Origin of the sequence: Streptomyces sp. NPDC002680, assembly GCF_042889145.1 — a bacterium.
GTDB lineage: Bacteria > Actinomycetota > Actinomycetes > Streptomycetales > Streptomycetaceae > Streptomyces > Streptomyces adonidis.
On record NZ_JBIAQP010000014.1, the window covers coordinates 1 to 13,071 of the forward strand.

Below are 13,071 nucleotides of genomic sequence, written 5' to 3' on the forward strand. Positions count from 1 at the left end.
CCACGGCGACATCCCCACACCAGACGGAACGCTCAACTCCCGCCCTGGACGCGGCCGTCAGCGCCGATCCACCTCTTTGTGTTAGCCGTTGTAAGTCGGTGTGGTGCGAGTTCGGGTTGCGCGGGTGAGTCATTCGGCGTGCTGGCGTGCTTCGGTGGCCAACTCCTCGTCCCCGGCGAGGTCATAGGCGTCGGCGGCGGATGCCCAGGCGGTCCTGGCGTCGAGAAGGCCACCTCGCTCTTCATGAAGAAGGGCGATGCTCCAACGAACCACTCCAACGTCATGCCATTCGCCGAGTTCGGTAAATATGCTTTCGGATCTGCGGAACGCTTCCAATGCCGTTTCGGGCTCTCGGAGAGTGGTTCGGAGAAAGCCGATATTTTTCCAGGCCGTGGCTTCACCATGCCGATCATGTTCCTCAGTGAAGAGGTCGACGGCTTCCTGGTATGCGTTTGCGGCCTCTTCGAATCTGGATACCTCTACCAAGGCTGTTCCCAGATTGAGCCACGCCATGGCCTCGCGCTGCCGGGCTCCCAGTCGGTGGAATGTTTTCTGGGCATTCTTGTGAGCGTCCGCAGCTTCGTCGAACCTCTGAAGTGCCTGCAGAGGCGCCCCGAGACTGTTCCAGGCAAGTGCTTCTCGGTACTGGTCACCTAAGTGCGAGAACATACCCTGTGCGCGCTCCAGCATCTGAGCTGCGATTTCGTACTGTTCCCACTTGTACATGCATATACCCAGGTTGCTCCAGCTGGTTGCCTGACCGCTGAGATCGCCGAGCGAGTAGGCGAGACGGAGTGACTGGGTGTGGGCGATGGCAGCCTCGTAATCATGCCCTAGCTGGTGCTGTGCATCTCCCAAGGAAGTCAGGGACAGCATCTGTGTTTCCCGGTCGCCGTCACGCCGCGCTGCCCTAAGCATGGCTTCGGCCACGAGTACCCCATCGATGAAATGCCGTTGAAGCTGTAGATATTGATTGATGCACATGCCCAGTGCGGTGGCGAATTTGCTGTGCTCGGCCTTCTCTGTCCATAGCACTGCCTTTACGAGGGAGGCGTGTTCGGAGTCCAGCCATGCCAGGGCAGAGTCTCGATCCGGGAACAAGACGGGAAAGGTGCCGGGCCGTTTGGCGTGAAGATATTGGTCGGCGGAGACTGCCCGCAGAAAGAATTCCTGAAGCAAACTGTTCCTGGCATCCGTGGCCTCCTCCGCGAGGGCGGTCTCGGCGCCGCTCAGTGTGGCGGCGTACACGCGCAGCAAGTCGTGCATCACCCAACGGTCCCCGCCGGGCGAGGGGTTGATGAGGAAGACAGCCGCCAGATCTTCGAGTCGCTCAACGACGTCGGCCTGAGGGATCCGGGAGAGCGCGGCTGCGGTGAGTTGCCCGAAGTCCGAGGTCGGAGCCTGGGCCAGGAGTCGGAACAGTCTGGCCTGGTCCGCGTCGAGCCGTTCGTACGTGACGTCGAACACCGGGCGCAGCACCAGATCTCTGTCGTACTGGTCCTTGCCCGGTGCTCGCAACGCGCGTACACGGTCGATTGCTGCTTCAAGGTCCGTGACGAGCGTGGAGACCGCGCGCGGTTTACGCCGGCGGAGCTGAGCCGCCGCGATCTGAAGCGCCAGCGGAAGGCGACCGCACAGGTCGACGAGTTGCCGAACGGCATCAGGCTCCGCGGACGCTCGGGAGTCGTCCGGATCACTGATGCGCAGGGCCCGCTCGACCAGAGCGACTGCCTCGTCCTGTGACAGCGAATCGAGGGAGATCGACCGGGCGGTGAGCGAGTCCAGGGACTCCCTGGAGGTCACCAGTACGCGATGCCGTGTGCTCCCGGGGAGCAGCGGTACGACCTGTGCGGCATCCGAGACGTTGTCCAGCATGATCAGCACAGAACCCCGGCTGTCCAGAGCCGACCGGTACAGCGCGTACAGCTCCTCGGGTGCGGAGGGGAGATTCTCGCGTCCGATGCCGAGAGCGGTCAGGAAGGACTCCACCGCCTGCTCGGGCGCCGTAGGAGCGTCGTCGTAGCCCCGCATGTCGACGAAGAGCGTTCCTCCGGGGAAGCGAGCACGCGCGGCGTGCGCAACGTGCAGCGCCAGCGCGGTCTTGCCCACACCGCCGAGCCCACCCACCGCCGAGATCAACACGGTGTCTGTACGGGTTTCCGTGTTGTCAGGATCGAGTACGTCCAACAGAGCCCTGACGTGCTGCTCACGACCGGTGAAGGCCGTCGGAGGAGCAGGGAGCGCGGACATGGCGGTGAAGCCCGGGCCGCGACCGTGCTCGGCCCGTCCGATGACGGGGCCGTGGAAGGTGCTGCCCCGAAAGTCGTAGCGGTCTCCGTCTCCCACCGATTCCGCCCGTCCCACTACAACCCCCCGACTCCTTCGCACTCGCACTCGTCCTCATCATGGCCTGCCGTCGCACAAGGGGGAGGGAGATCGGGGGAGGCCGGACCAGTTGCTCTCTCGTCGTCTGCCGTGACCGATCCCGCGCCCAGGCAGTTAAGGGAAACGTACTTCCGGGAAACGTATTTCCCCAAGTGGTCCGGCTGGAGGCCAACCATGCCCCGCCCGACCCGCGAACAACTCCCCAAACCTGCCGACATGTTCGACCGCGACTCGGAGTGGAGCGAACTGACGGCCTTCGCGTCCGACACCGGCCCGGAAGCCACCCTGGCCGTGGTCTCCGGGCGCCGCCGCCAGGGCAAGTCCTTCCTCCTGGACTCGCTCGCCCGTGCCGCTGGCGGTTTCTACTTCTGTGCGTACGAGGCGACCGAGGCCGAGTCGCTCCGTCGCTTCGGCGAGGAGCTGGGCCAGTACACCGGCACCGTCGCCCCCATGCGCTTCGACCGCTGGGAACAGGCGATCGACGCCCTGCTCGCACTCGGCGCGGAACGACCCCTCCCCGTCGTCATCGACGAGTTCCCGTACCTGGCCCGGGCCACCCCCGCCCTCCCCTCCATCATTCAAGTCGCCTACGGACCACGCCGACCCGAGCGTCTGAACTCCCGTACCCGCCTGCTCCTCTGCGGCAGTTCGCTCTCGTTCATGGGCAAGCTGCCCAGCGGTACGTCACCCCTGCGTGGCCGGGCCGGGCTCGAACTCGTCGTCCATCCCCTCGACTTCCGGCAGGCCGCCGCCTTCTGGGGCATCGAGGACCACCGCCTCGCGCTCCTCGTGCACAGCGTCGTCGGCGGAACCCCCGCCTACCGAAGGGAGTTCGTCCGCGACGATGTCCCCGTCGACCTGGCCGACTTCGACGCCTGGGTCTGCCGTACGGCGCTGTCCCCGCGCTCCCCGCTCTACCGCGAGGCCCGTTATCTCCTCGCCGACGAGTCGGACCTACGGGACCGCGCCCTCTACCACTCCGTCCTCGCCGCCCTGGCCTCTGGAAACGGTACGGCGGGCCGGATCGCCGGCTGCCTGGAGCGGCCGATCAGCGACATCACACACCCTCTGACCGTCCTCCAGGACTGTGGACTCGTACGGAGGGAGACGGACGCGTTCCGCGGGAACCGCAGCGTCTACCGGGTGGGCGAGCCGCTCATCGCCTTCGACCACGCCATCTCCCGGCCGAAGCTCGCCCTGCTGGACCGGGGGATGGCCGAGCACGTCTGGGAGACCGCCAGGCCCCGCTTCCTCTCCGCCGTCGTCGGCCCGCACTTCGAACAGGTCTGCCGTGAGTGGGTGGCCCACTTCGCGGCGCCGGACACCTTCGGAGGCATGCCGATCGACGTCTCGTACGGGACGGTCCCCGACCGGGCGGCCCGGACCAGCCACGAGATCGACGTGGTCGTTCGGGGCGCGGTGGGCCAGGACAACGGCGTACTGCTCTCCCTGGGCGAGGCCAAGTGGGACCAGGTGATGGGGACTGGGCACCTTGAACGCCTGCGGCAGGCCGAACGGCTGCTGGCGGATCGCGGGGTCGACACGTCCGCCGTACGCCTCGCCTGCTACAGCGGGGCCGGGTTCACCGGCGATCTGCGGGCTGCGGAGGCGCGGGGCGAGGTCGTTCTGGTGGATCTGGCGCGGTTGTACTCGGGTGAGTGAGTCGCGAGGCCTTCCAGGACAGTACTAGGACAGTATCTGGCCTAATTCCTTCCTACCGTGTCCCCATGACCACCCCCGACGAGCCGGACGACGTACTCGACCTCGACGGCATCCCGATCAAGCCCTTCACCGACGCCCCCGCCCTCGACGCCTGGCTCACCGCCCACCCCTCCCCGCACCCCGCCGCCCTCTGGGTGAAGGTGGCCAAGAAGGGGTCAGGGTTGGTTTCCGTCGGCTTTGCCGAGGTCAATGACGTGGCCCTCTGTCATGGGTGGATCACCGGGCAGCGCAGGAGCCTCGACGGCTCGCACTTTCTGCAGAAGATCACCCCGCGCCGGCGGGGCAGCACGTGGTCGATGGTCAACGTGCGGCGCGTGCCGGAGCTGGTCGCGGCCGGGCTGATGCGGGCCGGTGGGCTCGCGGAGGTCGACGCCGCCAAGGCGGACGGGCGGTGGGAGGCGGCGTACGAGTCCCAGCGGGAGGCCTCCGTCCCGGACGACCTCGTCGCCGCGCTGGAGCGCGAGCCGCGCGCCAAGGCGGCCTTCGAGGCGCTCGGCCGGTCGGGGCAGTACCAGGCGGTCCTGCTGCCGCTGCTGACCGCTCGTACGCCGGAGACCCGGGCCGCGCGTCTCGCGGCGGCCGTCGCCAGGCTGGCGGAGGGGGTGGCGCCGCCTTCCCGGTCATGAGCGGGGGAGAGAGGGAGGCGCCGACAGGTCCGCCCGCCTGGTCGTAGGTCGACCGGGCGGGCGGTTCACGTTCACTCCGCGGGCGCCGACACCACGGCACCCGGTACTTCACGCGTTCCTGATCGCCGAGATGTCGAAGTTCAGCTTGATCTTGTCCGACACCAGGACGCCACCCGTCTCCAGAGCCGCGTTCCACGTCAGGCCCCACTCCGAGCGCAGGATCTCCGCCTTGCCCTCGAAGCCCACGCGCTCGTTGCCGAACGGGTCCTTCGCCGCGCCGTTGAACTCCAGGTCGATGGAGATCTCCTTGGTGGTGCCGAGGATCTCCAGGTCGCCGGTGATGCGGTAGTCGTCGCCGCCCAGGGACTCCGCCTTGGACGAGCGGAACGTCATCGTCGGGAACTCGTCCGTACGGAAGAAGTCCGCGCTTTTCAGGTGGCCGTCGCGGTCGGCGGAGCCGGTCTCGATGCTGTCCATCTTGATGTCGAGGGACGCCGTCGAGTTGGCCGGGTCGCTGCCGTCGAGGTGCAGGGTGCCCTCGAACTCCTGGAAGCTGCCCTTCACGTTCGTCACCATGGCGTGCCGGGCCACGAAGCCGATGGTCGTGTGCGAGGCGTCGATCGTGTAGTCGCCGGTCAGCGCGGCGAGGTCCGGGCTCGCGACCGCGGTGGCCGTGGCTGCGTCGTCGTCGGTGGTCTTGCGGCCGAAGATGCCCATGGTGTGCTCCTTGGGGGACGTGTTGTTGAAGCTTGAATCAGACCAACGAGAGGAACCGTAGTCCTATTCCGTTCAATGTTCAACATTATCCACGGAGTGTCCATGAGATTACTCCGAGTGTCGTAGTCCCGCCCGGTGGGGTAGGGGTGAGACAGGGGTGTTGCCTTCGCCCCTTTGTGTGACCCCTACAACCCGAACGCCCCCTGAGCAGTCGGGTCGGCTGCATGCCGACGTTGTTCTGTTCAGGGGTACCAGGAAAACGCGCCGGAGACTGTACGGAGTCGACGGCCCGGTTTTCTTGCTCGACTTCGTATGGTCACTACATGACCTTTATCGACGAGGCGCAGGGTGGGTCCGCGGGCGAGCCGACAGGAGAGCCGACGGACGCACGCGGGCGCGTGGCCGAGCTGCACGAGATCCGTGCGCGGGCTCTGGCCGGCCCCAGCGAGAAGGCCACCGAGGCGCAGCACGCCAAGGGCAAGCTGACCGCCCGGGAGCGCATCGAACTGCTCCTCGACCCGGACTCCTTCAACGAGGTCGAGCAGCTGCGCCGGCACCGCGCGACCGGCTTCGGCCTGGAGGCCAAGCGGCCGTTCACCGACGGCGTCATCACCGGCTGGGGCACGGTGGAGGGCCGTACGGTCTTCGTGTACGCCCATGACTTCCGCATCTTCGGCGGCGCGCTCGGTGAGGCCCACGCCACGAAGATCCACAAGATCATGGACATGGCCATCGCGGCCGGGGCCCCGCTCGTCTCCCTCAACGACGGCGCCGGTGCCCGTATCCAGGAGGGTGTGAGCGCCCTCGCCGGGTACGGCGGCATCTTCCAGCGCAACACCAGGGCCTCGGGGGTCATCCCGCAGATCTCCGTGATGCTCGGCCCGTGTGCGGGTGGCGCGGCCTACAGCCCCGCCCTCACCGACTTCGTCTTCATGGTCCGCGAGACCTCGCAGATGTTCATCACCGGCCCGGACGTCGTCAAGGCGGTCACCGGCGAGGAGATCACCCAGAACGGCCTCGGCGGTGCCGACGTGCACGCCGAGACGAGCGGCGTCGCGCACTTCGCGTACGACGACGAGGAGACCTGCATCGCCGAGGTGCGCTACCTCCTCGCGATGCTCCCGCAGAACAACCGCGAGAACCCGCCGCGCGCCGAGTCCGAGGACCCCGCCGACCGGCGCAGCGAGATCCTGCTGGACCTCGTCCCGGCCGACGGCAACCGGCCGTACGACATGGCCAAGGTCATCGAGGAGATCGTCGACGACGGCGACTACCTGGAGATCCACGAGCGTTGGGCCCGCAACATCATCTGCGCGCTCGGCCGCCTGGACGGCCAGGTCGTCGGCATCGTCGCCAACCAGCCGCAGAGCCTCGCCGGGGTCCTGGACATCGAGGCGTCGGAAAAAGCTGCACGGTTTGTCCAGATGTGCGACGCTTTTAACATCCCGATCGTCACGCTGCTGGATGTCCCCGGCTTCCTGCCGGGCGTCGACCAGGAGCACGGCGGAATCATCCGGCACGGCGCGAAGCTCCTCTACGCCTACTGCAACGCGACCGTTCCGAGGATCTCGCTGATCCTGCGCAAGGCGTACGGAGGCGCGTACATCGTCATGGACAGCCAGTCCATCGGCGCCGACCTCACCTACGCCTGGCCGACGAACGAGATCGCCGTGATGGGCGCCGAAGGTGCCGCCAACGTCATCTTCCGCCGTCAGATCGCGGACGCCGAGGACTCCGAGGCGATGAGGGCTCGGATGGTCAAGGAGTACAAGTCCGAGCTGATGCACCCCTACTACGCCGCCGAGCGCGGACTGGTCGACGACGTCATCGACCCGGCCGAGACCCGTTCGGTGCTCATCAGGTCGCTCGCGATGCTGCACACCAAGCACGCCGATCTGCCCTCGCGAAAGCACGGCAATCCCCCGCAGTGATCCCCGCGTGGTAACCCGGCGGATCCTTCGCGGTACACCCGCGGAAACCTCTCTCACGGAGACTGTGACCTATGAACACCTCTGACATTCGCGTCGAGAAGGGCCATGCCGAGCCCGAAGAGGTCGCCGCTATCACGGCGATCCTGCTGGCCCGTGCGGCGGCTGCTCCGGTGGCCCCTGCGGCCCACCGACGCCCCAAGGCCGGCTGGCGTCGGCTGGAGCGCGAGGGTGGCTTCCGTGCGCCTCACAGCTGGCACTGAGCGTTCTGAGCCTGGGTTTTGAAAGGGCCTCCTTCCGCGGTGCGGGAGGAGGCCCTTTCGTATGTGCGTCGGCCGCGGGCCGGTGGGGGCCGTTCGCGCAGTTCCCCGCGCCCCTAAAAGCACCAGCCCCGCCTTCTTTAGGGGCGCGGGGAACTGCGCGACAAGCCGAAGGGCTGCCGCAGACGGCAAAGCACCGTCCGAGGCAGCCCAGGAGCCGCAAAACCACGTACCTACCGCAGGCGAGCCATCAGCGCGTGCTCCACGAGCGTGATGAGCGCGCTCTTCGCGTCCGCACGGTGACGGGCATCGGTCGTGATGATCGGCGTGTCCGGGCCGATCTGGAGCGCCTCCCGGACCTCGTCCGGGTTGTACGGCTGGTTTCCGTCGAAGCCGTTCAGGGCGATCACGAAGGGCAGCCCGGAGTTCTCGAAGTAGTCGACCGCCGGGAAGCAGTCCGCGAGGCGCCTCGTGTCGACGAGGACGATCGCGCCGATCGCGCCCCGCACCAGGTCGTCCCACATGAACCAGAAGCGGTCCTGGCCGGGCGTACCGAAGAGGTACAGGATCAGGTCCTGGTCCAGGGTGATACGGCCGAAGTCCATGGCGACGGTCGTCGTCGTCTTGTCCCCGGTGTGCGTGAGGTCGTCGATGCCCGCGGACGCGGACGTCATCACGGCCTCGGTACGCAGCGGATTGATCTCCGAGACGGCCCCGACGAACGTGGTCTTGCCCACGCCGAAGCCGCCCGCCACCACGATTTTCGCGGACGTGGTGGAGCGGGAAGGCCCTCCGCTAGAGCTTGCGAAGTCCACTGAGCACCCTTTCGAGCAAAGTCACGTCTGGCTGGCCGCCGGCGTTCTCGTCGCCGCCGGGCTGATGAATGGCGACCAGGCCTGCCTCCGCCAAGTCGGCGACGAGGATCCTGGCCACGCCGAGGGGGATGGTCAGCAACGCCGAGATTTCGGCCACCGACTTGATCTCTCGGCAGAGGTTGCAGATCCGCTGATGCTCGGGCAACTGGCCCTGCATCTGGTGCGGCTGCGCAGTGGTGTGCACCAGCGCCTCGATGGCGAGCTGGTACCGCGGCCGCGTACGGCCGCCGGTCATCGCGTAGGGGCGTACCAGCGGATTGCTGGCACCCCCCGCGGGCCCCGGTTCGGGAGAGCGCCGCTGCGGCTGTACAGGCTGGATGCGCGGCGCCGGCGGCTGGTCGTACGGCGACGGCCCGGGACCCTGCGGGTTCTGGGGTGCGTACGGCTGCTGCCGACGGTGGCTCGGTGCGGAGGGGAAGTTGTACCGGTTCTGGTCGCCTTGGCCCTGACCCTGGCCAGGGCCGTACGACCAGTTGCCCGAGGACGAACCGCCTGGGGGTGTTGCCACTTTCTTCTCCTCCTCCGACTGTGCCGGGCACCGCATCACTGTGGAGCCGCGTCCGAAACCTACCGTCCCGGGACGCCAAAACGCACCGTCTGACTGCTAGTTGAGAAGGCTCCCTTGGAGCTCCGCACGCAGATCGGGTGTCAGGACCGTACCGGCACGGTCGACCAGAAGCGCCATCTCGTACCCAATGAGACCGATATCAGCCTCCGGATGTGCGAGTACCGCGAGCGAAGAACCGTCGGAGACGGACATGATGAAGAGGAATCCCCGCTCCATCTCCACAACTGTCTGGTTCACGCTGCCGCCCTCGAAGATGCGCGAGGCACCCGCGGTGAGGGAGGTCAGACCGGAGGCGACAGCGGCGAGCTGGTCCGCACGGTCTCGCGGAAAACCTTCGGACATCGCCAGAAGGAGTCCGTCGGCGGAGACCACCACCGTGTGGGACACCCCAGGGGTGTTGTCCACGAAGTTGGTGATCAACCAGTTCAGGTTCTGCGCCGCCTGGCTCATCGGGCTCACACTAACGCTCCTGGTTGTAGGTGCTGTCAGGCCCACCGTGGTGATTTCTGGTGGCCTGGCCGTTCGTGTCACTACCTGCGGTGCGTCCCCGCTGGACGCCCTGGCGCAGGTTGCTCAACCTGCCCCGGATGTCCTCGGGAGCGCGGGAGACCGACGGACCGCCCTGGGGAGTCGCTTCCGCGGCGCCCTCGATCAGATTGGCCTTCGGCACCCGGCGCGGCAGGCCGGAGGAGGTTACCCCGCCCGCCTTGGGCTTGCGGAGCGCCGACGCCTGCTGCCAGCGCTCGTCGTTGGCCGAGCGCCAGTCGTCGGGACCGGTTCCGTTTCCGTTGCCGTTCGCGTTGCCGTTCTGCTCCGCGGGGGCCGGCGCCGGAGTCTCCTGGCCCACGTGCTGCCGGGAGGTGCCGTTGCTGGTGCCGCTCGCGGTGGATCCACGGCGGGGGAGCCCGGCATCGGTCAGCGTGTGCGGGGCGGAGGGGGCCGGTCCCGGACGCTCGAAGCCTACGTGATTTCGCTCACTCACGTCACCGGCCTGCGCGGACTCCGTTTCCGGAGCGTACTCGGAGCGGTGCCCGTTCTGGAAACCGTCCGGCTGCGGCCAGTCGTCCTGGTAGCGCCGCTCCTCGAAGGCCGAGAAGGACTCCGGGGCGGAGGCGTGCGCCGGCGCGGGCTCGTCCTGGGCGGGCTCCGCGTACGAGGGCTCCGGGTAACCGCCGGTGCCGTTCGTGGACGAGTAGCCGTTCGTCGACGGGTAGTCGCTGCCGGCCGAGGTGAAGTCGTCCGTCTGCGGGAAGCCGTTGCTCCCGTTGTAGTACGGCTCCTCGTACGACGTCTGCTGCCGGTCCTCGTACGCCGTCTGCTGGTCGTAGCCCGCGAAGGGCTCCTCCAGAGCCGGGGTCTGGCCGTTCGGCGCCGCCGTGAAGTCGTCGCCGTACGCGGGGACCTCGCCGGCCTCGTGCTGGCCCGGCTCGGGGTGCGTCTGGGCCTCCAGCTGCGCCCGGCGCTCCTCGCGCATCAGGGAACGGCCGACGGGGTCCAGCTCGCGTATGTCGTCCGGGACCTCGGTGTAGCGGCTGTCGTCGAAGCCCAGCTCGGCCGCCGTACGCATCGGCTGCTGCTGGACGGCGCCGAAGCTCTCGCCGACGTACTGCTGCTGCGGCTGCTGCTCCGGGATGATCTGCGAGACGGTGAACTCGTCGCGCTGCAGCTGCTGCTCGCCACCGCCACCGTGGGTGATGGCGTCCGGGAGCATGACCAGCGAGGTCGTACCGGCCTGCTCGCCCGAGGGGCGGAGCTGGACGCGGATGCCGTGCCGGTCGGACAGCCGGCCGACCACGAACAGGCCCATGCGCTGCGAGATCGCGGCGTCCACGGTCGGCGGGTTGGCCAGCTTGTGGTTGATGTCCGCGAAGTCCTCGGCGGTGAGGCCGATGCCCTTGTCGTGGATCTCGACCATGATGCGGCCGTCCGGGAGACGGGTCGCCGTGACGCGGACCTTCGTCTGGGGGGACGAGAACGTCGTGGCGTTCTCCAGCAGCTCCGCCAGCAGGTGCACGAGGTCGGTGACCGCGCGGCCGTGGATCTCGGCCTCCGGTACGCCCGACAGCTCGATGCGCTCGTACTGCTCCACCTCGGAGGAGGCGGCGCGCAGGACGTCGACCAGCGGGACCGGCTGGTCCCAGCGGCGGCCCGGCTCCTCGCCGGCGAGGACCAGGAGGTTCTCGCCGTTGCGGCGCATACGGGTCGCGAGGTGGTCCAGCCGGAAGAGGTTCTCCAGCTGGTCCGGGTCGGCCTCGTTGTTCTCCAGGTCGGTGATGAGGGTCAGCTGGCCCTCGATCAGGGACTGGTTGCGGCGCGACAGGTTGGTGAAGATCGCGTTGATGTTGCCTCGGAGCAGGGCCTGCTCGGCGGCCAGTCGGACCGCCTCGCGGTGGACCTGGTCGAAGGCGCGGGCGACCTCGCCGATCTCGTCCGTGGTGTTGATGGGGATGGCGGCGACCCGGGTGTCGACCCGGCCGGGGTCGGTGCGCGAGAGCTGGTCGACCAGCATCGGCAGGCGCTGCTCGGCGATACCGAAGGCGGCGTTGCGCAGCTGGCGCATCGCGCGGCTCATCTGGCGGGCCACCATGCCGGCCAGGATGAACGCGGCGAGCAGGGCGACCACGACGGCCGCACCCACGATGATCGCGTCCTGCTTGGCGTCGTCGGAGATGCTGGACGCCTCGGCCACCGCGGACTTGGAGAGGTCCGACTCCAGCTTGAGGTACGCGTTGTACTTCAGCGTGTTGACCGCCCACCAGTTCTGGGGCGTGATGCCGCTCGCCGCGAGCTGGGCGCGGGCACTGGCGTCGGTCGAGGAGAGCGCGGCCAGGGCCGAGATCATCTTGGTGGGGTCGGACGGCGGCGCGACATACGTCTCGCCCTTGGCCGCGGCGGCCTGGGCGGCCTGCTCGGCCATCTCCTTGCCCGTCGCGGTGACCTGGGCGGTCGCGTCCTCCAGCTTCTTGGCGTCCTCGGCGGTACCGCCCGCGATGTACTCCGCGATGGCGATCCGCTCCAGGTACGCGTACGAGGAGAGCGCGATGCGCTGGGCCTGGAAGCTGCTCGCGCTCGGGCCCGGCTTGATCAGCAGGTGCATGCCGATGGCACGCTCCAGCGAGACGGACGCCTTGGTGAGCGAGATCGCGTACACGGTCCGGCCGTAGGCGGTGATGTTGCCCGTGCCCAGGCCCAGCTCGTTGGAGAACTCCATCAGCGTGTGCGTGATGGCGGTGTAGCTCTCCTCGGACTGCACGCCGGTGAGCTTCGAGGTGTAGGCGGCCGCACGGACCGTCTCCAGCTGGGGCTCGACCTCGCGGAACAGCTTCAGCCGGCGCTCGACACTCGGCTTGTCCGGCATGTTCTGCACGGCGGCGTCGAAGGCGTCGGCGGCCTTGTCGGTGGCCGCACGGGCCTTCACGACCGTCGCGTCGTCCTGGCCCTTGCCCTGGAGCAGGGGTGCCGCGGTGATGTCACGCTCCTGGAAGAGCGCGTCGCCGTAGTTCAGGGCGGCCTGCACGACGCGTGCGGTGCTCTCCGCGTCCTCGGCCTCCTGCCAGGTGTCGATCGAACTCTTCACCTGGAAGCCGCCCATGACAAGGCCGACCACCACGGGTATGAGCAGGATCGCGTTCAGCCTGGTCGGCACGCGCCAGTTGCGCGGGGAGAAACGGCCGCCGCTCGGAGCGGGTGGGGCCGTCGGCTCCGAGCCGGGCACAGGGGCGGACGCCGCTCCGCGCGGCGGCGGGGTGAAGTTGCCCCGGGCCGACGGCTCGGGACCGTTCTTGCTTCGCCTCACTCGACCAACAACCTCTCGGCGGAAGGCACCAACGTTGTGCCGCAGTCTCTCAGAGCCGGTAAGTCAAAGACCCCCGGTGGGTGTACGTCTTTGACTATTAGGCAGTTCAGGCATTCCAGCACGTCAGCCTTCGCTCTTCCAAACAGTGGAATGCGAAGATCCGTAGTGATGTAAGCCCCAGATAAAACGGTCAT

10 protein-coding genes are annotated in these 13,071 nt (G+C 67.9%); 4 read left to right on the forward strand and 6 right to left on the reverse strand.

Annotated elements, in window-relative coordinates; translation table 11 throughout:
* Positions 1-129: 129 nt before the first annotated feature.
* Entirely contained in the window at positions 130-2,346 is a 2,217-nt protein-coding gene (locus ACFYXF_RS32605) for an ATP-binding protein (RefSeq protein WP_389355111.1), read from the reverse strand.
* A 213-nt stretch (positions 2,347-2,559) separates the two neighbouring features.
* On the opposite strand from ACFYXF_RS32605, the gene ACFYXF_RS32610 reads away from it, so the two are divergent.
* Together ACFYXF_RS32610 and ACFYXF_RS32615 are read left to right on the forward strand one after the other, a co-directional pair.
* Entirely contained in the window at positions 2,560-4,047 is a 1,488-nt protein-coding gene (locus tag ACFYXF_RS32610) for an ATP-binding protein (protein ID WP_389355113.1), read from the forward strand.
* 65 nt (positions 4,048-4,112) lie between these two features.
* Positions 4,113-4,733 carry a YdeI family protein gene (locus ACFYXF_RS32615; RefSeq protein WP_389355115.1) on the forward strand — a complete coding sequence of 207 codons (621 nt, stop codon included), beginning with the start codon at positions 4,113-4,115 and terminating at the stop codon, positions 4,731-4,733.
* A 108-nt stretch (positions 4,734-4,841) separates the two neighbouring features.
* Here the strand turns inward: ACFYXF_RS32615 and ACFYXF_RS32620 are convergent, their stop codons facing one another.
* On the reverse strand, positions 4,842-5,450 hold the full coding sequence (locus tag ACFYXF_RS32620) for a YceI family protein (RefSeq protein ID WP_389355117.1): 609 nt from the start codon (positions 5,448-5,450) through the stop codon (positions 4,842-4,844).
* 398 nt (positions 5,451-5,848) lie between these two features.
* Between ACFYXF_RS32620 and ACFYXF_RS32625 the strand changes: the two genes are divergently transcribed.
* Both ACFYXF_RS32625 and ACFYXF_RS32630 read left to right on the forward strand, forming a co-directional pair.
* Positions 5,849-7,381 carry an acyl-CoA carboxylase subunit beta gene (locus tag ACFYXF_RS32625; protein ID WP_389355485.1) on the forward strand — a complete coding sequence of 511 codons (1,533 nt, stop codon included), beginning with the start codon at positions 5,849-5,851 and terminating at the stop codon, positions 7,379-7,381.
* A 71-nt stretch (positions 7,382-7,452) separates the two neighbouring features.
* Positions 7,453-7,641: an acyl-CoA carboxylase subunit epsilon gene (locus ACFYXF_RS32630; RefSeq protein ID WP_389355119.1), complete on the forward strand. Its 189-nt coding sequence runs from the start codon at positions 7,453-7,455 to the stop codon at positions 7,639-7,641.
* A 230-nt stretch (positions 7,642-7,871) separates the two neighbouring features.
* Here the strand turns inward: ACFYXF_RS32630 and ACFYXF_RS32635 are convergent, their stop codons facing one another.
* The 4 genes from ACFYXF_RS32635 to ACFYXF_RS32650 all read right to left on the reverse strand — a co-directional run bounded on the left by ACFYXF_RS32635 (position 7,872) and on the right by ACFYXF_RS32650 (position 12,877).
* Positions 7,872-8,453, reverse strand: a complete 582-nt coding sequence (locus ACFYXF_RS32635) for an ATP/GTP-binding protein (RefSeq protein ID WP_026248371.1) — start codon at positions 8,451-8,453, stop codon at positions 7,872-7,874.
* Positions 8,434-9,021, reverse strand: coding sequence for a DUF742 domain-containing protein (locus ACFYXF_RS32640; protein WP_389355121.1), 588 nt, complete (start codon positions 9,019-9,021; stop codon positions 8,434-8,436). Before ACFYXF_RS32640 ends, ACFYXF_RS32635 begins: the two co-directional genes overlap by 20 nt.
* Before the next feature lie 96 nt (positions 9,022-9,117).
* The gene (locus ACFYXF_RS32645; protein WP_005479603.1) at positions 9,118-9,531 is read right to left on the reverse strand and encodes a roadblock/LC7 domain-containing protein; all 414 of its coding nucleotides are present in this window, start codon (positions 9,529-9,531) and stop codon (positions 9,118-9,120) included.
* Between the two features lie 10 nt (positions 9,532-9,541).
* On the reverse strand, positions 9,542-12,877 hold the full coding sequence (locus ACFYXF_RS32650; RefSeq protein WP_389355123.1) for a nitrate- and nitrite sensing domain-containing protein: 3,336 nt from the start codon (positions 12,875-12,877) through the stop codon (positions 9,542-9,544).
* Positions 12,878-13,071 lie beyond the last annotated feature (194 nt).